Genomic DNA, 18,618 nt, shown 5'->3' with positions numbered 1-18,618 from the left:
ACAAGGTTCACGCATGGAATGGCGCGACGAGGGAATCATCCTTGGCACCCGCCGGCATGGCGAGACGAGCGTCATACTGGAGGTGATGACGCCGGCGCATGGCCGCCACCTCGGCCTCGTGCGCGGGGGCCGCTCGCGCAGGATGCAGCCGCTGCTTCAGCCGGGCAACCGGGTCGATCTCGTCTGGCGGGCGCGGCTCGACGAGCATCTAGGCACCTTCCAGGCAGAGGCGGTGGAACTCAACGCTGCCCGCCTTCTCGCAAGCGCGGCCGGGGTCTATGGAGTGCAATTGCTCGCGGCGCACCTGAGGCTACTGCCCGAGCGCGATCCCCATGCCGGCCTCTATGAGACGTTGTGCATCCTGATCGGCCATCTTGAGGACCCTCGGGCGGCCGCCGAGCTCGTCGTCCGCTTCGAGCTGCTTCTGCTTGACGAATTGGGCTTCGGGCTCGATCTCGACGAATGCGCGGCCACTGGCCGGCGCGACGATCTCGTTTATGTCTCGCCGAAGAGCGGCCGGGCGGTCTCGCGGGAGGCCGGGACACCCTGGCACGACAAGCTGCTGGCCTTGCCGGCATTCCTGCGTCGCGGTTCTGCCCTGAGGGCGGAGGTGGCCTCGCTGGACGAGGCTTTCCGTCTTACAGGTTTCTTCTTCCACAGGCATGTTTACGAACCGCGGGGGCTCGGTGAGCCCGAAGCTCGCAGCGGTTTCCTTGGTGCGGTGCGTCGCGCCCTGTCCGAGGAGCATCCGCGCGGAGACGACAACGGAGAGAATGCTGCATGAGCGCTGTCGAATTGTTTCCCGGATATGTCGCTCCGCTTGGCGTCGGAACCATACCGCACGAAGACGTCGCGAAATTCTCCGGACTCGAATTGCTGCAAAAGGCGATCGACGGGACCTATCCCGCCCCGAATATAAGCGCACAGATGAATTTCGGGCTGACTGAGGTATCGCACGGGCGTGCCGTCTTTCACGGATTGCCGGGCGAACGGCATCTGAACCCGCTCGGCATGGTCCATGGCGGCTGGGCGGCGACCGTCCTCGATTCCGCCCTCGGCTGTGCGGTCCACACCACGCTGGAACCGGGCGAGGCTTACACGACCGTCGAGTTCAAGGTGAATCTGACTCGCCCGATCACGCTCACGACCGGCGAGGTGATCTGCGAGGGTAAAGTGATCCACAAGGGACGAACTTTGGCCGTTTCGGAGGCGAGCTTGCGGGACGGAAGCGGCAAGCTGTTGGCCTTTGGCACCGAAACCTGCTCGATTTTTCCGATCGGCAATCTCGCGCCCCGGTAACGCTCCGCACTTGCCGCAGCCGACCTTCGATCCATTTAACCGGCAGTTTTGTCTGCCGGTCGAGGATGCTTATGCAGAAATTCTATTCGCAGGTCGCGCTGGTCTATTTTGTCGCGGCCACGATTATCCTCATGCTGCTTGCATTTCTTCTGCTCGGCGCGGCCGTATGGGAGGCGGTGGTAAATCTTGCGGCAGGCGATCGCGTGGCCGCTGCGCTCGACAGCATAGGCATCCTGATCATCGGCTTCGCGGTCATAGAAACCGCGAAGTTCATTGCCGAAGAAGAGATTGTTCGCAAACGCGAGCTCCGTTCCTCCACGGAATCGCGCCGCTCCATCACTAAATTCATCACCATCATTGTGATTGCTGCCAGCCTGGAGGCGCTGGTCATGGTCTTCAAGACGAGCAGCGAAGGCATCCAGTTCGCGGTCTATCCGGCGTTCCTCTTCATGGCCGCGATGTTCGCACTTGTGGCGCTCGGAGCGTATCAGTGGCTTTCCAGCCGCATAGAGACGAATTCCGGCGACGACGACAAGGATCAGCCCGTCGCCGCCAGCAGGGCGAGGAAACGCCGCGAATGAAGAGCAATCCTACTCCGCCGGCGCCAGAATCGGCCGCTCGACAGGGCTTTCCTTGATCGGCCAGTGAACGATAGCGGCGAAGATGCCGAGCGCGACGCCGAGCCACCAGACCGGATCATAGGTGCCGAAATGGTCATAGAGATAGCCGCCGAGCCAGACGCCCAGGAATGAGCCGACCTGGTGCGAAAGGAAGACCATGCCGCCCAGAAGACCGAGATATCTCGTGCCGAACATGATGGCGACCAGCGCATTGGTGGGCGGCACCGTCGACAGCCACAACAGCCCCATGACGATCGCGAAGACGATCACGCTTGTCGGCGTCTGCGGCAGGATCAGGAAGGCGGTGATGGCAACGGACCGCGCCAGATAGATCAGCGCCAGGAATATAGGCTTGGAATAGCGCTGCCCGATGAAGCCTGAGCCGAGCGATCCGATGATGTTGAAGAAGCCGATCAGCGCCAGGGCGATCACCGCATAGCGGGCATCGATCCCCAGATCGCCGATATAGGCGGGGAAATGGGCGGTGATGAAGGCCACCTGAAAGCCGCAGACGAAAAAGCCGGCGACCAGCAGCACGAAACTCTGGTGGCCGAAGGCTTCGCGCAGGGCGGCGCCGATCGTCTGGTCCAGTTCCGCCTGAGTGGCTCTTGCCGTCGATGCATTCCCCGTCAGCGGGATCGCGAGCAGCGGAATGGCCAGCATCGCTATCCCGAGATAGACGAGCGTGTCCGACCAGCCAAAAGTGTCGATCAGCGCCTGCGTGATCGGCGCGAAAAGGAACATGCCGGCCGATCCGGCGGCGGTCCCGATGCCGAATACCATCGAACGCTGCTCCGGGGCGATTCGGCGTGCGAATGCCGCCAGCACTATGCCAAAGGAGCCGGCCGCTACGCCGAGCCCAACCAGCACGCCGCCGCCGATATGCAGCATGATTTCATCGGTCGCGACCGCCATCATACACAGGCCGGCCGCGTAGAGAATGCCTGACAGCGCAAGAACGCGCCATGTACCGAAGCGGTCCGCGATGGCTCCGAAGATCGGCTGGCCGGCGCCCCAAAGCAGGTTCTGGATCGCCATGGCGAGGCCGAAGGTCGTCCTGTCCCAGCCCCGGTCTTCCAGCATGGGAAGCTGGAAGAAGCCCATGGCCGAACGCGGCCCGAATGTCATGGCGGCGATAATGCAGCCGCAGGCAACGATCAGCCAGGGGAAGGACGACCGGCTTGACTGGGTCGCAGTGGCATTCGTCATGGGAAATCCTCGGAGAAAACGCGCCAATACTATCGGAAGAACGATCGCATTCAATTGAATTGATCTGGGAGAATGATCAATAATATTGATATCTATTCCCGGCCTGCGTCGGGAGTCCCAATCCGGAATATTGGCGCTTGTCCTTCGTTGTTGCATTGTCACTTGCAGCGCGGTTGACCTGTCGACGGCCGCCGGACGGAGCGGGATGGAAGAGAAGAAGCAGGCGATCCTGGCGGAAATCCCGAATTTGAGGCGTTATGCGCGTGCATTGCTGCGTGATCCCGATGCCGCGGATGACCTCGTCCAGGACTGTCTGGAGCGAGCCCTGTCCAGGCTCGACAATTGGCAAACCGGAGAATCGCCCCGCCGTTGGCTTTTCACTGTCATGCACCACCTGTTCATCGACGAGAAGCGCAGGGCCCGGCGCCGCGGCCGCACCCTGGTGGAGTCTCCGGCAGGGAATGAAGATGCTGCGGTGGCGCCTGTGCAGTTGGACGTGCTGGCCTCGCGCGACGTGCTCGACGCGCTGCAAGGCATCAGCGCCGACCGGCGAGCGGCACTGCTCCTGGTTGCGGTGGAGGGGTTGAGTTACGCCCAGGCAGCTACCGTATTGGAGATCCCCACCGGCACGCTGATGTCCCGCATCGCGCGCGGGCGCGAGGAATTGCGGGTCCTGCTCGACCGGGCAAGGCGGCGCAAAAGCATAAGGGTCGTGGAGAAATGAACGACCACCGTGTCTATACCGACCGCGATATCCATCTGGCGCTCGATGGTGAACTGCTGGAAGACGAGCGTGCGGCCTTCGCCCGCTGGCTGGAAGACAACCCGCCGATGAAAGCTGTCAGCGAACGCTATGCGGCCGATCGGGAGTTGCTGCGGGATGCCTTGGCGCCTGTTGCGGACGAACCGTTGCCCGCAAGGTTCGCGGGTTTCTCGGAGGCCGGCGCCGACATGCGGAAAGTGCCGCGCCGGGCGCCGTGGTGGCGCGCAGCAGCGGCGGCTGCGATCTTCGTCGCAGGCGGAGCGGCCGGGTATTTCTACGGGATGCTGAGGGCTGAGCAGAGTGTCAGTTCCGTCCTGCGCATCGCTGATGATGCGGTGGCCGCGCATGTGATCTTCGCCGCCGAAAAGCTGCATGTCGTTGAAGTCGCCGCCGACCAGAAGGATCATCTTGTCGGATGGCTCTCCAAACGCCTCGGCACCCGGCTCCAGGCGCCTGACCTGGAGAGAGAGGGGTTCAGGCTTATCGGGGGACGACTCCTGGCCTCCGGTGACGCTCCGGCCGCCCAGTTCATGTATGAAAATCCGGAGGGCGCACGGATTTCCCTCTATGTCACCCATTGCGCTCCTGCTGCGGAAACTGGCTTCCGTCTTTACGAGCATGAGGGCGCGCGTACCTTCTACTGGCTGGACGAGGGTTTCGGCTATGCGGTGGCCGGAAGCATGCCGGAAGACATGCTGCTCAGGATCGCCAATGCCTCTTACCGGCAATTGCTTTCAGGGCAGGATCCATCTGGATGACGGAGGCAATCCTCGTCACGCCCGCTGCCCGCATGACGAAGGGGCGTAAAGGCTGCGAGCAGTCAGGGGGAAGTGCTACGGCTTCCTGACTTCGATCTGGCCGCCAAAGGTTCCCGGGCGGGTGACAGGGCCGATGATACCCTTGCCGCTGCCCTTTGCCATGGGCGAGGGGAGCGGCGGCGAAGGAACCTGGACGGTGGTGCCGTTTTGCAGCGGACCGATCTGAATGCCCGGATTGGCCTGCTTCAGCGCCTCGACGTTCACGCCGCAGCGCTGTGCGATCCCTTCCAGGGTCTCGCCGTATCTGATGCCGGTTCCGCCCCTGCAATTGGCCCAGCTAGCCGTCGGCACGACGAGGCAGCAAAATACAATGAGAATGGAAAGGGCTTTCATCAACCTATCCCGCCGCTACGCCTGCGCCAAAATTGCGGCGACGCCGATCAATTCTTCGCGCGCTTCCCCTTGGCCGTGACCTCCTGCTGGTCCGCAGGCGTTTCGGCAATAAGCCGGAGTTCGCGCTGCGGAAATGGAATGGTAATGCCGTTTTCGTCAAAGGCGCGTTTGACCGCCTTGGTCAGATCGAACCTTGTCTGCCAGAAATCGGAGGTTCTGGTCCAGTAGCGCAGGGTTACGTTCACTGCACTCTCGCCAAGTGTCATCACGAATGTTTCCGGTGCGGGATTGTCCAGAACACGCTTGTCGCTGGCTGCAAGCGCGGCCAGAAGCTCCTGGGCAAGATTGATATCGTCGTTATAACCGATGCGGATCTCGAGATCGTAGCGCCGCAGGTTGTTGCGCGAATAGTTGATCACCGGCGTGTTCCAGAGTTCGCTGTTCGGCGCCATGACGAAGACGCCATCGGCCGCCTTCAGTTCCGTGGCGAACAGGCCGATCTCCTGGACGGTTCCGGCGACGTTTCCCGTATCGATATATTCGCCGACCCGGAAGGGCTTCAGCGCCAACAGCATGATCCCGGCGGCGATGTTCTGCAGCGTTCCCTGGAGCGCCAAGCCGATCGCAAGACCTGCGGCGCCCAGTGCGGCGATGATACTGGCCGTCTGCACACCGAACTGCGCCAGTACCGTGACGCCGACAAGAATAAGCACCGCATAGCGAATGGTCTTTGACAGGAATTTGCGAAGGGTCTCGTCAAAGGCGCTGAATTTGCCGAGCCCTCCATAAGCCCAGCGCTCAAGCACACCTGCCAGGAAATATCCGACAATCAGGAGGATGATGGCACCGGCTATCGAGAAGGAGTAGGCAACGATCAGCGCGCTGGCCTGTTGCCATGCTGCTTCCGCTGCCGTCATCATACCGGTCGTGTTGAATTCCATTGGCCGTTTCTCCTGGGTTATCGAACGGATTCGGCAGTCATTAAACCGGAACAGCAACACAGACAAAAGACCGGCAGGCTAGGACGGGGAAATGTCACAATTCAGCCTCAATTCAGGAGCGTAGCGCTTTTGCTGTCTGCGCGGTGGAGGCTGCACGCAGGCACGGCTGTGCTGTTCCAATGCCTCTCTACCATCGCCTGCACTTCGAGGTGACGAGCAAACAGCATGATTGCCGAGATCCGTCCGGCCCGCGCCTCCGACATCGACGCGCTTGTCACCATTGAGAATGCCGTTTTCCAAAGCGACCGCATCTCCCGCCGTTCTTTTCAGCACCTGTTCAGGAGCGGAGCCGCGACCATCCTTGTGTCCGGTGCCGGTGCCGCAATCTCCGGCTACACAATGGTTCTCTATCGCAAGGGCAGCACAGTAGCGCGGCTCTATTCCATAGCGGTCGCCCTGCGGCATTCCGGGTCAGGTATCGGCAAAAAGCTCCTCGAAGCTGCCGAGCAGGCTGCTTGCGAACGTGGCCGCATGGTGCTGCGGCTCGAAGTGCGCGAGGAGAACGAGCGTGCGCGCCGCTTCTATGAGAAGGCTGGCTACCGCCGGATCGGGCGCAAGGAGAAATACTATCAGGACGGAGCGGCGGCACTGCGCTTCGAGAAGCTTCTATCTGGCGGACCGCAGGATGCCGTCATACCCGGAGAGCGGGCTGCATCATGAGTTGGGTCATACTGACCGGCAGGCAGAACGATCTGGATCAGTTCGCTACCCCGCACAAGATCATCACCAATCGCGATTATCTCGCCCATCCGGCCCTGTTCCGCGGCCAGCGGCCAAAGGTGATCAATCTCTCAAACAGCTATGCATATCAGAGCCGGGGCTACTACGCCTCGCTGCTCGCCAGCTCGCGTGGACACAGGGTAATTCCGAGCGTCGAGACCATGATCGACCTGTCGGAGCGCAAGCTCTACGAGAATGCGCTGCCTGAACTGGAGCAGGTTCTGAACAAATGCCGCAAGGAGCTCGGCGGCAGCTTCCCCACCTCGGTCCCGATCTTCTTCGGCATCGGGCCGTCAAAGGCATGGGACCGCTTCGCCCGTCTGCTTTTCGACTGGTTCCGCGCGCCGGCGCTGGAAGTGACGATCGCCGATGGCAGCTGGGCGGCAATCCGCAAGATCGGATTCCTGCCGCTTGCCCGCATGAAACCTGAGGAGAAGAAGCGCTTCATCGCCAGCCTCGACAAATATACGAGCCGTGAATGGCGCGACAGCAAGGCGCGCGTGCCGGCGCGCTATACTTTCGCAACGCTGATTGACCCGCAGGAAGTGCTTCCGCCTTCCAGCGTGGTCTCGCTGAAGCACTGGTCCCGCATTGCGGAGAAGATGGGCGTCGAGGTGGAACCGATCACGCGCAAGGATCTGCCTAGGCTCGCCAATTATGACGCGCTCTTCATTCGCGAGACCACGTCAATCTCGAACCACACCTACCGCTTTGCGCGGCGCGCTCAGCAGGAAGGCATGCCGGTGATCGATGATCCGTTATCGATGATCCGCTGTACCAATAAGGTCTATCTCAACGAGTTAATGACCTACAACAAGGTGCCGGTGCCGCCGACGGTCATGATCGCCGGTAACGGCGATCTGGAAACGGCGGCCGACACGCTGGGCTTCCCGCTGGTGCTGAAGATACCGGACAGCGCTTTTTCGCGCGGCGTCAAGAAGGCGGCGAATTTCGCCGAACTGAAAGACTTGGCGACCAAATGGCTTGAGGACTCCGATCTCCTGATTGCGCAGAAATATCTGCCGACGGAATTCGATTGGCGCGTCGGCGTCCTTGGCGGTCAGCCGCTTTTCGCAGTCCACTATCTGATGGCCAAGAAGCACTGGCAGATCGTCAATCACGACCGCAACGGCAAGCCGGACGAGGGCGGCTTCCGCACCTTCACGCTGAAAGAGACGCCGCGGGATGTCATCGATATTGCCGTGCGCGCCGCCCGCTGCATCGGTGACGGGCTCTACGGCGTCGATCTCAAGGAAACCGCCGAGGGCGTCTATGTCATCGAGGTCAACGACAATCCAAATCTCGACCATGGCTGCGAGGATTCGGGCGAGAAGGACGACGTATGGATGCGTCTTACCCAGTGGTTCATCGACCGGCTGGAGCGGTCGGGGCGGTAGGCACTCGACTTAATCGCTTTAAATCGCTATGATTAATTATGATTGCCGAGGTTGCTATGGAAACCAAAGTCTTGACTGCGCATGTGCCTCTACAACTTGCCGAAAAAGTGGATGAGCTGGCAAGTCGGCTGGATCGTTCCCGCGGCTGGATTGTAAAGCAGGCTCTTTCTGCCTGGATTGAACAGGAAGAAGAACGTCGGCGCCTGACCTTGGAGGCACTTGCCGATATCGATAGCGCACGCGTAATCGATCACCAGGACATGCGCGCCTGGGCCGAGAGCCTTGATACCGACAATCCGCTTCCAGCACCACGTTGATGCAGCTGAAGTGGACGGAGAAAGCAGTCGGGGACTTGGTACAGCTGCATGAATTCCTTGTAGTGGTCAATCCGAAGGCTGCTGCGAAAATCGTGCAATCCTTGACCGCAGCACCGGAGAAGCTGTTCGATTATCCACGCCTCGGTGAAAAGCTGGAGGAATTCGAGCCGCGCGAAGTGCGCCGCATTCTGGTCGGGCGATATGAGATGCGCTATGAAATCCAGGATGCAACGATCTATGTGCTGCGCCTATGGCACACGCGGGAGGATCGTTAGCGATGCAACGGTTCTATATCCTCATCACCGTCTTCTCGATCGCGGCGAACCTCTCCAGAAACGCTTTCTGAATGCGCTTTGCCGGCTGCGGCTCGATCATGAAGCCGCTTGCCGGGATGCCTCGCGGCCTGCCGAAAAAACGTGCCGCCTCGGCCTCGTCGAAGCCTGCAAGCCGTGTCGCCTCGAAATAGGCGGCGATCCGGTCTGCGCGCTTGATCGCCTTGGTGAGCTTCTCCGGCAGTTCCGCCGGCAGTGAGAAGCGCAGGTGGATCGCCTGTTGCAGCCGTTTCTCGACCATCTTGTACTCGCCGCCGAGCGTTACCTTGAAGGGCGAGATCATGTCGCCGATCACATATTCGGGCCCGTCATGCAGAAGGGCGGCGAGTATCCAGTCCGGTCCGGGATCGGCAGTTATCTGCCGGAATATCTGCTCCACCAGCAAGGAGTGCTGGGCTACCGAAAAGGCATGATCGCCCTTTGTCTGCCCGTTCCATCGGGCCACGCGCGCAAGTCCATGCGCGATGTCTGTAATCTCGATATCGAGAGGAGAGGGGTTCAAGAGGTCCAGCCGCCGTCCCGAAAGCATGCGCTGCCAAGCCCGCGCCTGTTCGCCCTGCGTACCGCTCATCAGCCGCCGGCCATCTCTTCGGCGCTTTCCGGGAAGGCGAATTGCGCCCAGGCCGGTATGGTCAGCGTGATCTCCGCCTCTCCGGCCAGAATCGGAGTGCCGGCATCCATGGCTTCCTTGACCCGATCGATGCGGACGATCGCCAGTGCCTCTTGCCCGCTCACGGTGCCGAGAGCGCCGATGGACCTGCCACCTGCCGTTACAGGGGTGCTCGTTGCCGGCAATAGGCCCTTGCCGTGGGCGATCAGCACACGTCGCCGGGCCGTGCCGCGATGCTGCATGCGCGAGACGACTTCCTGGCCGACATAGCACCCTTTACGGAGGCCGACGCCGCCATTCTGGTCGAGAAGGACGTCATGGGGGAAAGCATCGCCGAGTTGATAGTCGGCGCCGCTTTCCGCCACGCCGTGCCTGATGCGCATGAGTTTCCAGTCTTCGACCGAAGCATCCTGGCTGGGAAGATCCGCGTAGAAACGGCAGACATGCGCTTCGTCCGGGAAACGGCGGTCCAAAAGTCCGGTTTCAGCTTGTGAACCAGTTGAATCAACATGCCAGCTTGCCGCGGCAACAACCTGATCCCGCTTGGAGATTTCCGCCTTGGCGCGTAAACGGTAGAGCATCAGCCGCTTCAGGAAATCATCCGCGATGTCGTTGCGGCATTCGAGCAGGAAGCTATCCGGGGCATTGCGTGAAACGAGATAGTCGAAAAGGATCTTGCCTTGCGGAGTGAGCAGTGCGCCGGGTCGCGCTTCTCCCGTTGCGAGCGTCCCGAAATCGCTGGTCAGGACATTCTGGAGGAAGTGCTCGGCTTCGGGGCCGGCCACCGTCAGAAGAGCGCGATCTTGGAGATGGATGGTTGGCATTGTCTTGCGGCAAATTGATTTCCGAAGAAGGTTTACGTAAGTCGCCTTGATGCCGCGAGCAAGCCCGCTGAAGCCTTGGCCGACAAACGGGATCCATTTTCGGGAATGATCCGATGTCACACCGGGGGTCGCTGCAGGCGCATGCGGTGCGCGATCCCTTCAGTCGCCGGCAACGAAAAACAGCCAACGCCCCTCGGGCGTGATACCGACACGGTAGAAAATATAGGCGCCGAAGGTTTTCATGTCCTGATAGTCGCCGGCCGTCACCAGAGTGAAGAGCTCGACCCGCTGCCTGGCGTCGAGTTTATCGAGCGGCAGGGCGAAGAAATAGGGCCATACATAGATCTCGGACGGATCGCCCTGGTTCAGATGGACAAAGCCGGCCTCCAGCACCTCCAGCAGGATCGCCAGAATTTCCTGCCCTTCGTCGTCGCCCGAAAGCTCCCGCAGGAAATCGATCGGATCGCCTTCCAGACCGCCAAGCGAGATTTGTGTCCCGTCGTCGCCGGTGCCCAGCAGTGGCCGCAGTTTTTCGACGTCACCGCTGCGGCATGCCTCGACGATCAGTTCATGCATGCGGCGGACCGGCTCGGGCAGTCTGTCGAGATCGTAAAGCACTTCCGGCAAGGGCTCGTCCGGATCGATATCGGGCCGCTCGATATTCGGTGCAGGGGCCTCTGTGCCGCTCGGCGCCGGCGAAACAGGGGTATCGTCCTCCGGGGAAGCCTGTTCCTCCTCCCCGGGAAGCGGAATCAGATATGGAGCCGTTTCGTCGGACTCACCGGCGGCAGGCGGATTCTGGCGCTGGATTTCGCTGAGCGCGTGGGCGGGCAGGGGGACCGAAAGACAGGAAAGCAGCAGTCCGCCCAGAACTAGCGGCACAAGGCTTCCCGCCTGCCGCGCCATGCCTGATATTTGGCGGCGGAACGGGTACCGAAAAGCCATCATACCCTCTCTCTCCGCATAGGCCGGATGGGTCCGCTGGATGACTGGCAATAACGAAGAAGCGGCCGGCTTCAATGACGGGTGCGCTCGGCCTGGAATTCGCCGGCGGCTACTTTTTCCCTCATGCGGTCGAGCAGCGCCAGGGCGACATGTTCGCCGCTGCTTCGCACCAGTTCGGCAAAGGCGGTCGAGAGCGCTGCTTCAGCGATGATCTCGGGCTCGATCCCGGCCGAAAGGCCTTCAGCCCAAGCTTCGCCGTGGCTTTCGGCGGAGGTCATCCGCATTTCTTCCCGGATCAGCGCGTCTATGTCCCCGAGGCCTTGATGCATGGCCATGTCCACCCGGTTTGCGGCGCCGCCCAAGGCGCCAGAGTCCCTTAATGTCCCGTTAAGCGATGTATCACATGAATTGCGGCACAAGCGCGACCATTTTTCGCAAAGTTAACAATCTTCTAATTACCATATCGCGAGGCGATCTCGCTGGTGAGGGTTTCGCCTTCCTTCATATAACGCTGGATGGCCTCCACCGCGGAAGCTGTGCAATGGGTGTAGGTCGATTGGAAGGACCGGTAGCCGTGATTGAAGCTCGCCACCAGTTTCGCCCGACGTTCCGGGCTGGGATTTTCCGTTGCCAGAAGTTCCTCCATCTGCTCGCGCCATTGATTGCCCTTTTCGCCGCAGACATTGCGCAGATAGTGGATGGAGCCGAGCACTTCCGCCAGGCGTAGCAACTGCCTTTCATAGGGCGCATTGGCGCTCTGGGCCGTGGAGGAGACGGCAGGCAGCATGAAAAGGACGGTGAAGACGAAGGCGGAGAACCGACGGGACATCATGTTGTTGTGGCGCAGGAACAGCCGGCCTGCAAGGGCCTGCTGCCCCTATTCCTGCGTGCCCAGGATATCTTCGGCAATGGCGAGCGTGGAGGCTGTCATCGGCAGGTTTCGCATCTCCTCGACCGTATACCATGCTGCATGCTCGGCATCGTCGCCTGGCGACGCCTCTCCGCCGATATAGGCGCCGCTAAAGACCCTCAGGCGAAAGACGCGCCCATCATGCGCCTTGAGATCGATCTCGCGCAGAAGACTGAGCGCGCCGGCTTCCAGCCCGGTTTCCTCTATCAATTCGCGGCGGACTGCCTCTTCGGCCGTTTCGCCGGCTTCGATTCGCCCGCCAGGGAAGGCATGGAGCCCGCGTGCGGGCTCGCGGCCCCGACGGACGAGGAGAAGACGCTCGCCTTTTCGCAGAGCCACCGAAACGGCCGGGATAGCTTGGGGATTCACGCTTTGATGGGCCTCCAAGGGTGGGCAGCAGGAAAGGCGATGTTTAACATCGCCCGCAGGAATCGGTGAAGAAGTAAACGGATCATGTGCGGACGCTTTGCCCTGACCACGACACCGCGAGACGTGGAGGAAATGTTCGACACGCTGGATGTCGAGGAGTTTCCGCCGCGTTTCAATATCGCGCCGACGCAACCGATCCTGATGGTTGCCGCCGSCCCGCGGCGGGAGGCCGGATCGAATCTGCCTTCGCGGCGATCCCAGCTTGTCCGATGGGGCTTCATTCCTTCCTGGGCGAAGGAGCCGCGTTCCTTTCCGCTTCTCATCAATGCCCGCTCGGAAACGGCGGCGGAAAAGGCCACTTTCCGGGCAGCCATGCGCCACCGTCGAACCCTGGTGCCGGCCACTGGCTTTTACGAATGGCGGCGTGAGGGCAAGCGGAAGCCGCAGGCCTATTGGGTCCGGCCGACAGGTGGCGGCTTGATCGCCTTCGCTGGCCTCATGGAGAACTGGCTGGAGCCCGGCGGCTCGGAGATGGACACCGGAGCCATTCTGACGACATCGGCCAATTCCGATATCCGCCATATCCATGAGCGCATGCCAGTCGTCATCCATCGCCGGGATTTTGACCGCTGGCTCGATTGCGTCCGCAGCGAACCGCGTGACGTTGCCGATCTCCTGCGGCCGGTCGAACCTGGCTTCTTCGAGGCGATCCCCGTTTCCGACAAGGTCAACAAGGTGGCCAATGCCGGTCCTGATCTGCAGGAGCGCGTGGGGCCGGATGCATCCGTGGCTCTGGCGGACGACAAGCCGAAGAACCCGACCGACGGCCAGCTCGCGCTGTTTTGAGATTCCCTTTGGCTCCGTTCCTGTGATGCAGCGCGATACGGCCGCGTATGCCCCTTGCAGCAGCGGCCCAATTCGGCCAAAGGCAAGGCATGGTTCCTGCCTTGCTTGCTCCCTTCCTTTCCGGATTTCTCCTCGGCGGCTCGCTGATCGTGGCCATCGGGGCGCAAAATGCCTTCATCCTGCGCCAGGGGCTGTTACGCCGGCATGTCTTCGTGCTGTGCCTGATCTGCGCGCTTTCGGATGCGCTTCTGATCGTTGCCGGCGTGGCGGGCCTTGGCACCCTGGTGGCGCAGTCGCCCTTGCTCATCACGGCCGTGACGGTGGGCGGTGCCATATTCCTGTTCTGTTATGCTTTCCTTGCGTTCCGGCGCGCGCTTCACCCCGATGCGATGAAAGTTTCGGGGAAAGACGGAGCAAGCCTGAAGGCGGCCGTCGCCGCCTGCCTTGCCTTCACCTTCCTCAACCCGCATGTCTATCTGGATACGGTGCTGCTCATCGGGTCGCTTTCCGCGACTTATCAGGGAGCCGGCAGGGTCGCCTATGGAATCGGCGCCGTCGCTGCTTCGTTCGTCTGGTTCTTCGCGCTCGGCTATGGAGCGAGACTTCTCCAGCCTCTTTTTGCCAGACCCGCCGCTTGGCGAGTTCTCGACATCATCATCGGCCTTGTGATGGCCGCTATCGCGCTCGGCCTTTTAAGCCGTCTTGGCGCGACCTGAAGCGATGGTGATGCGGTTGCGAGACGTGCAAAGAAGCGCCGCGATCAGCGAAGCAGGTCCAATCGCGTGATATTGGGCGACCAGCCCCTCACTCTTCTTTTGCGGTTTGCGTTCGGTTTTTCCGGTCTTGCGAGCCATCTTTTTTTCCTCGGATTTCCTGCGTTTCGCTCACCTTGGCAAATGGTGCTCGAATTCGTCGAAAACTTGGCTGCAACGGGGATGGTGCCGCCTGATCGGTTCAAATTGAATTATTAGGCTTAATAGTTTCTTCACGTCCCGGAGCCGATGTGATGGAACCTTTCCGCTCCTCTTCGTGCTTTTCCGGCGCTCCAAGCTTGACGAGGCTTCGACAGGGCGCGATAAAGCGCGCGATGAAAACGCCTCTCGCCATTACCGGCATCTGCATTATCGGCTAGCGCAATCCCGCTGGTCCGGACGTTTTCGCCTCCTCCTTGAAGCCAAGAAAAACGCCCCGGCCAGCAGGCTGGCGATAGAGCTCGTGCACGGCAGATCACTCAGGAGACGAGAATTGCATGTCTGACGGGTTTCGGGGACTTCGGCTTTACAACACGCTCACACGGGCGAAGGAGGATTTCATTCCCCTCGATCCGTCGAATGTGCGCATGTATGTCTGCGGGCCGACCGTCTACGACTTCGCCCATATCGGCAATGCGCGGCCGGTCATTGTCTTCGACGTGCTGTTCCGCCTTCTGCGCCATCTCTACGGCGAGGACGCTGTTACCTATGTGCGCAACATCACCGACGTGGATGACAAGATAAACGCCCGTGCATTGCGGGATTTCCCCAACATGCCACTCAACGAGGCGATCCGCCGCGTCACCGAAAGGACTGCCACCCAGTTCCATGAGGACGTGAAGGCGCTTGGCTGCCTGCCGCCGACCGTGGAGCCGCGCGCCACCGAATTCGTGCTGCCGCGCCAGGATGGCCGCACGGACATGGTGAGCCTGATTCAACGGCTTATCGAACGCGGCCATGCCTATGAAGCAGAAGGGGAAATCCTTTTCGATACCGCCTCCATGGCCGATTACGGGGCGCTGTCCAAGCGCAATCTCGACGAACAGCAGGCCGGTGCCCGTGTGGCCGTCGATGCCCATAAGAAGAACCCGGCTGACTTTGTACTCTGGAAGCAGTCTTCCGCCGACGAACCCGGCTGGGAAGCTTTGTTCCGGCTGCCGGACCGTGAGGTGACGATCCGCGGCCGGCCTGGCTGGCACATCGAATGCTCGGCCATGTCCGCCGCCTATCTCGGCGAGGTCTTCGACATCCACGGCGGCGGCCTCGACCTGATCTTCCCGCATCACGAGAACGAGATCGCTCAGTCCCGCTGCGCTCATGGAACGGAGGTGATGGCGCGCTATTGGATGCATAACGGCTTCCTCCAGGTGGAAGGCCGCAAGATGTCCAAGAGCGAGGGCAATTTTGTCACCATCCACGAATTGCTGCACACGGATCGTTTCGGTGGTCGCAAGTGGCCGGGCGAAGTCCTGCGTCTGGCCATGCTGATGACGCATTACCGCGAGCCGATCGACTTCAGCGTTCGCAAGCTGGAGGAGGCCGAGGCGCTTGTTACGAAATGGCGACGTCGTGTTGTGGGACATGAAGCCGGCACCGTTTCTGCGGCATTTCTGGAAACGCTTTCGGACGACCTCGATTTCGCTCGGTATCTGATGTTGATGAACGCATCCGATCTTCCGGCTTCCGAACTTCGGGCGGCTGCGGAACTTGTCGGAATCGATCTTTCCGAGATCGGAACAAGCGTCGACGTGCAGAAGTTTGTGGACGAACGCCTCGCCTTCATCCGTGACAGGAACTGGGCCGAGGCCGATCGCATCCGCGACGAACTGCTGAAGCAGGGCATTCAGTTGAAGGACGGCAAGGATCCCGTCACCGGTGAACGCGTGACGACATGGGAGGTGCGGCGGTGATTTCCCCCTCTCGAGGGGGAGATGGCCGGCTGCCGCCGGGCTGCTCGCTGAAGACGTCCGGGCGCAGCGTGGCCACATGCAGGAGGAGGTGAGGGCATGATCGACCATACCGGCATAGTCGTTTCCGATTTCGAGAAGGCGAGGGCCTTCTACGACAAGGCCATGGCGCCGCTTGGCGCAAGGCTGCTGATGATGGTGCCCAAGGAATATACCGGCGACGTCAAGGTCGGCGGCTATGGCCGGGAGCGGCCGGTCTTCTGGCTGCATGAGGCGACGACGACGGGCCCAGGGCGCCACTATGCCTTTACGGCCGATAGCCGCGCCGATGTCGATGCGTTTCATGCCGCGGCCATTGCGGCGGGCGGCAGGGACAATGGCGCGCCCGGCCTGCGGCCGCATTACCACCCGGATTATTACGGCGCCTTCGTCATCGACCCGGACGGCAACAATATCGAAGCCGTCTGCCATCGTCCGCAATAGGAGCCGATCATGAGTCTGGATAACGAACCGATCTATACGGGCGGCTGCCAGTGCGGGGCCGTGCGCTTTCGCGTCGAGGGTGCGTTGGGCGATGCGTCGATCTGCCATTGCCGCATGTGCCAGAAGGCTTTCGGCAATTTCTATGCACCGCTGGTCTCCGTGCGCGACGCACAATTCCGCTGGACGCGCGGCGAGCCGAAGCGTTTCCGGTCGTCCAACCACGTTCTTCGTGGCTTCTGCGGCGAATGCGGCACGCCGCTCACCTTCGAAGCCCCCGAAAACAGCATCGCTGGCATAGCCTTGGCCATCGGCGCCTTCGATCACCCGGAGGAAATCGCACCACAGATTCAATGGGGCATCGAGGCCAGGCTGCCTTATGTGGACGGGCTGCACGAATTGCCCGGCCACGACACAATGGAGGATGTACCGGCCGCCGGATATCTGGCCACACTGGTCTCCTACCAGCATCCCGATCACGATACCGACCAATGGCCGCCGAAGGACGCTTCCCGATGAGCCTGCGCTCCCTTTATCCCGAAATCGAACCCCATGCATCCGGCCATCTGGAGGTCGGCGACGGCCACAGCATCTATTGGGAGAGGTCAGGGACACCTGGCGCCAAGCCGGCCGTTTTTCTGCATGGCGGCCCTGGCGGCGGCTTCTCGCCGGCTCACAGAAGGCTTTTCGATCCGAAGCTCTACGACGTGCTCCTGTTCGACCAGCGAGGCTGCGGAAAATCCAAGCCACATGCGTCGCTGGAGGCAAACACGACCTGGCATCTGGTGGCCGATATGGAGCGGCTGCGCGAGATGATGGGCGTGGAAAAATGGATGGTCTTCGGCGGCTCCTGGGGTTCGACGCTCGCGCTTGCCTATGCCGAGAAGCATCCCGACCGCGTCAGCGAACTCGTGCTGCGTGGCATCTTCACCATGCAGCGATCGGAAATCGACTGGTATTACCAGCGCGGCGCCTCGCTCTTTTTCCCGGATAAATGGGAGTGTTTCCTTGCTCCCATCCCCGAGGCCGAGCGCGGCGACCTTGTTTCCGCCTTCCGCAAGCGGCTGACGTCCGACGACCGGGAGGTGAGACTTGAGGCAGCCAAGGCATGGAGCCAATGGGAGGGGGGAACGATCACCCTCCTGCCTGCTCCGGCGCTGGCCAGCGCCTTCGGCAGGGATGCCTTTGCCGATGCCTTCGCGCGGATCGAAAACCACTATTTTGTTCATGGCGGCTGGATGGAGGAAGGCCAGCTCATTCGCGATGCCGGCAAGCTCAAGGGCATTCCGGGCGTCATCGTCCAGGGGCGTTATGATATGGCAACGCCTCCGGCCACTGCCTGGGCGCTGCACAAGGCCTGGCCGGATGCCGAATTCCACCTGATCGAGGGAGCGGGACATGCCTATTCCGAGCCCGGAATTCTCGACCGTCTGATTCGGGCGACGGATAGGTTCGGGGGCAAGGAATGATCGTCGCTCACATGGCATGGGGGTGCAGATCGTGACCGGTAAGCACCGCATCCACCTCTTCGACGCGACATTGCGTTGCCCGTTCGCCCGCAGAAGCGAAGCGTACGAGGACGGACAAGCTTTGGAATCCGTCGCGCCAATGAAGGACCGAAGCCGTGACCGCTAAGGAACGCATCTATCTCTTCGATACTACACTTCGCGACGGCCAGCAGACGCCGGGCGTAGACTTTTCGGTCGAGGACAAGATCGCCATCGCTGCGCTCCTCGACGAGTTCGGCATGGACTATGTCGAAGGTGGCTATCCCGGCGCCAATCCTATCGATACCGAATTCTTCTCCCGCAAAAGAACGAAGAATTCCCGTTTCACCGCCTTCGGCATGACGAAACGCGCTGGCATTTCGGCTTCGAACGATCCGGGACTTGCCGCAGTGCTCCAATCGAGTGCAGAGGCCGTTTGCTTCGTTGCCAAGAGCTGGGACTATCACGTGCGTGTCGCGCTCGGCTGCACGAATGAGGAAAATCTCGAATCGATCTCGGCCACCGTCGCCGCCTCGGTCGCCGCCGGCAAGGAGACCATGATCGATTGCGAGCATTTCTTCGACGGTTACAAGGCCAATCCGGCCTATGCGTTGGCCTGCGCGAAGACCGCATACGAGGCCGGCAGCCGGTGGGTCATCCTCTGCGACACCAATGGCGG

General features: G+C 61.2%; 25 protein-coding genes and 1 pseudogene. 16 read left to right on the top strand and 10 right to left on the bottom strand.

From position 1 onward, the window contains the following. Nucleotides 1-13 precede the first annotated feature (13 nt). The 3 genes from recO to L598_RS12185 all read left to right on the top strand — a co-directional run bounded on the left by recO (nt 14) and on the right by L598_RS12185 (nt 1,880). The gene (gene recO, locus L598_RS12195; protein WP_144862798.1) at nt 14-784 is read left to right on the top strand and encodes a DNA repair protein RecO; all 771 of its coding nucleotides are present in this window, start codon (nt 14-16) and stop codon (nt 782-784) included. Beyond that, nucleotides 781-1,299, top strand: a complete 519-nt coding sequence (locus tag L598_RS12190; RefSeq protein WP_144862797.1) for a PaaI family thioesterase — start codon at nt 781-783, stop codon at nt 1,297-1,299. The genes recO and L598_RS12190 overlap by 4 nt, the downstream gene beginning before the upstream one ends. Nucleotides 1,300-1,370: 71 nt before the next feature. Continuing rightward, a complete protein-coding gene (locus tag L598_RS12185) occupies nt 1,371-1,880 on the top strand; it encodes a GNAT family acetyltransferase (protein ID WP_144862796.1) in 510 nt (169 codons plus the stop codon). Between the two features lie 9 nt (nt 1,881-1,889). Here L598_RS12185 and L598_RS12180 read toward each other — a convergent pair whose 3' ends face one another. Further along, nucleotides 1,890-3,128: an MFS transporter gene (locus L598_RS12180; RefSeq protein ID WP_144862795.1), complete on the bottom strand. Its 1,239-nt coding sequence runs from the start codon at nt 3,126-3,128 to the stop codon at nt 1,890-1,892. Nucleotides 3,129-3,333: 205 nt separating this feature from the next. On the opposite strand from L598_RS12180, the gene L598_RS12175 reads away from it, so the two are divergent. After that, the gene (locus tag L598_RS12175; RefSeq protein ID WP_144862794.1) at nt 3,334-3,852 is read left to right on the top strand and encodes a sigma-70 family RNA polymerase sigma factor; all 519 of its coding nucleotides are present in this window, start codon (nt 3,334-3,336) and stop codon (nt 3,850-3,852) included. After that, nucleotides 3,849-4,649 (top strand): anti-sigma factor, encoded by an 801-nt coding sequence (locus tag L598_RS12170; RefSeq protein ID WP_144862793.1) that lies wholly within the window; start codon nt 3,849-3,851, stop codon nt 4,647-4,649. The genes L598_RS12175 and L598_RS12170 overlap by 4 nt, the downstream gene beginning before the upstream one ends. Nucleotides 4,650-4,724: 75 nt before the next feature. Here L598_RS12170 and L598_RS12165 read toward each other — a convergent pair whose 3' ends face one another. Both L598_RS12165 and L598_RS12160 read right to left on the bottom strand, forming a co-directional pair. Beyond that, nucleotides 4,725-5,042 carry a LysM domain-containing protein gene (locus tag L598_RS12165; protein WP_144862792.1) on the bottom strand — a complete coding sequence of 106 codons (318 nt, stop codon included), beginning with the start codon at nt 5,040-5,042 and terminating at the stop codon, nt 4,725-4,727. A gap of 47 nt (nt 5,043-5,089) precedes the next feature. Beyond that, nucleotides 5,090-5,983 carry a mechanosensitive ion channel family protein gene (locus L598_RS12160; RefSeq protein ID WP_144862791.1) on the bottom strand — a complete coding sequence of 298 codons (894 nt, stop codon included), beginning with the start codon at nt 5,981-5,983 and terminating at the stop codon, nt 5,090-5,092. A gap of 225 nt (nt 5,984-6,208) precedes the next feature. On the opposite strand from L598_RS12160, the gene L598_RS12155 reads away from it, so the two are divergent. The 4 genes from L598_RS12155 to L598_RS12140 are packed head-to-tail and all read left to right on the top strand — an operon-like array spanning nt 6,209 to nt 8,752. Continuing rightward, nucleotides 6,209-6,703, top strand: coding sequence for an N-acetyltransferase (locus L598_RS12155; RefSeq protein ID WP_144862790.1), 495 nt, complete (start codon nt 6,209-6,211; stop codon nt 6,701-6,703). Next, a complete protein-coding gene (locus L598_RS12150) occupies nt 6,700-8,160 on the top strand; it encodes a RimK family protein (RefSeq protein WP_144862789.1) in 1,461 nt (486 codons plus the stop codon). Before L598_RS12155 ends, L598_RS12150 begins: the two co-directional genes overlap by 4 nt. A gap of 56 nt (nt 8,161-8,216) precedes the next feature. After that, entirely contained in the window at nt 8,217-8,477 is a 261-nt protein-coding gene (locus L598_RS12145) for a ribbon-helix-helix domain-containing protein (protein WP_144862788.1), read from the top strand. Next, nucleotides 8,477-8,752, top strand: a complete 276-nt coding sequence (locus L598_RS12140) for a type II toxin-antitoxin system RelE/ParE family toxin (protein ID WP_144862787.1) — start codon at nt 8,477-8,479, stop codon at nt 8,750-8,752. Before L598_RS12145 ends, L598_RS12140 begins: the two co-directional genes overlap by 1 nt. Before the next feature lie 13 nt (nt 8,753-8,765). Here L598_RS12140 and L598_RS12135 read toward each other — a convergent pair whose 3' ends face one another. From L598_RS12135 to L598_RS12110, 6 genes are all read right to left on the bottom strand, one after another. Then, nucleotides 8,766-9,380, bottom strand: coding sequence for an HD family hydrolase (locus L598_RS12135; protein ID WP_144862786.1), 615 nt, complete (start codon nt 9,378-9,380; stop codon nt 8,766-8,768). Further along, complete coding sequence (locus tag L598_RS12130; protein WP_144862785.1) at nt 9,380-10,243, bottom strand: folate-binding protein YgfZ; 864 nt, start codon at nt 10,241-10,243, stop codon at nt 9,380-9,382. The genes L598_RS12135 and L598_RS12130 overlap by 1 nt, the downstream gene beginning before the upstream one ends. 159 nt (nt 10,244-10,402) lie before the next feature. Beyond that, nucleotides 10,403-11,149 (bottom strand): hypothetical protein, encoded by a 747-nt coding sequence (locus tag L598_RS12125; RefSeq protein WP_144862818.1) that lies wholly within the window; start codon nt 11,147-11,149, stop codon nt 10,403-10,405. A gap of 110 nt (nt 11,150-11,259) precedes the next feature. Further along, complete coding sequence (locus L598_RS12120; RefSeq protein WP_144862817.1) at nt 11,260-11,517, bottom strand: hypothetical protein; 258 nt, start codon at nt 11,515-11,517, stop codon at nt 11,260-11,262. Nucleotides 11,518-11,639: 122 nt separating this feature from the next. Next, nucleotides 11,640-12,017, bottom strand: a complete 378-nt coding sequence (locus L598_RS12115; RefSeq protein ID WP_144862784.1) for a TIGR02301 family protein — start codon at nt 12,015-12,017, stop codon at nt 11,640-11,642. A 48-nt stretch (nt 12,018-12,065) separates the two neighbouring features. After that, a complete protein-coding gene (locus tag L598_RS12110) occupies nt 12,066-12,467 on the bottom strand; it encodes an NUDIX domain-containing protein (protein WP_144862783.1) in 402 nt (133 codons plus the stop codon). 84 nt (nt 12,468-12,551) lie between these two features. Between L598_RS12110 and L598_RS12105 the strand changes: the two genes are divergently transcribed. Continuing rightward, the gene (locus tag L598_RS12105; RefSeq protein WP_144862782.1) at nt 12,552-13,313 is read left to right on the top strand and encodes an SOS response-associated peptidase; all 762 of its coding nucleotides are present in this window, start codon (nt 12,552-12,554) and stop codon (nt 13,311-13,313) included. A gap of 89 nt (nt 13,314-13,402) precedes the next feature. Beyond that, a complete protein-coding gene (locus L598_RS12100) occupies nt 13,403-14,029 on the top strand; it encodes a LysE/ArgO family amino acid transporter (protein ID WP_144862816.1) in 627 nt (208 codons plus the stop codon). Here the strand turns inward: L598_RS12100 and L598_RS12095 are convergent. Then, on the bottom strand, nt 14,006-14,167 hold the full coding sequence (locus tag L598_RS12095; protein WP_144862781.1) for a transcriptional regulator: 162 nt from the start codon (nt 14,165-14,167) through the stop codon (nt 14,006-14,008). The two genes, L598_RS12100 and L598_RS12095, sit on opposite strands and share 24 nt — an antisense overlap. Before the next feature lie 395 nt (nt 14,168-14,562). On the opposite strand from L598_RS12095, the gene cysS reads away from it, so the two are divergent. The 5 genes and pseudogenes from cysS to L598_RS12070 all read left to right on the top strand — a co-directional run. Continuing rightward, a complete protein-coding gene (gene cysS, locus L598_RS12090; protein ID WP_144862780.1) occupies nt 14,563-15,975 on the top strand; it encodes a cysteine--tRNA ligase in 1,413 nt (470 codons plus the stop codon). 96 nt (nt 15,976-16,071) lie between these two features. Beyond that, entirely contained in the window at nt 16,072-16,455 is a 384-nt protein-coding gene (locus tag L598_RS12085) for a VOC family protein (RefSeq protein ID WP_144862779.1), read from the top strand. A gap of 9 nt (nt 16,456-16,464) precedes the next feature. After that, nucleotides 16,465-16,971 (top strand): GFA family protein, encoded by a 507-nt coding sequence (locus tag L598_RS12080; protein ID WP_144862778.1) that lies wholly within the window; start codon nt 16,465-16,467, stop codon nt 16,969-16,971. Next, the gene (gene pip / locus L598_RS12075; protein WP_144862777.1) at nt 16,968-17,921 is read left to right on the top strand and encodes a prolyl aminopeptidase; all 954 of its coding nucleotides are present in this window, start codon (nt 16,968-16,970) and stop codon (nt 17,919-17,921) included. Before L598_RS12080 ends, pip begins: the two co-directional genes overlap by 4 nt. 155 nt (nt 17,922-18,076) lie before the next feature. Then, nucleotides 18,077-18,618 (top strand): annotated as a pseudogene (locus L598_RS12070) (citramalate synthase); the annotation flags it as partial.

The sequence above is a fragment of the Mesorhizobium sp. J18 genome (assembly GCF_007829525.1).
GTDB lineage: Bacteria > Pseudomonadota > Alphaproteobacteria > Rhizobiales > Rhizobiaceae > VLJP01.
The sequence above is the reverse complement of the archived record's forward strand: the minus strand, read 5'-3'. Positions and strand labels throughout refer to the sequence as shown.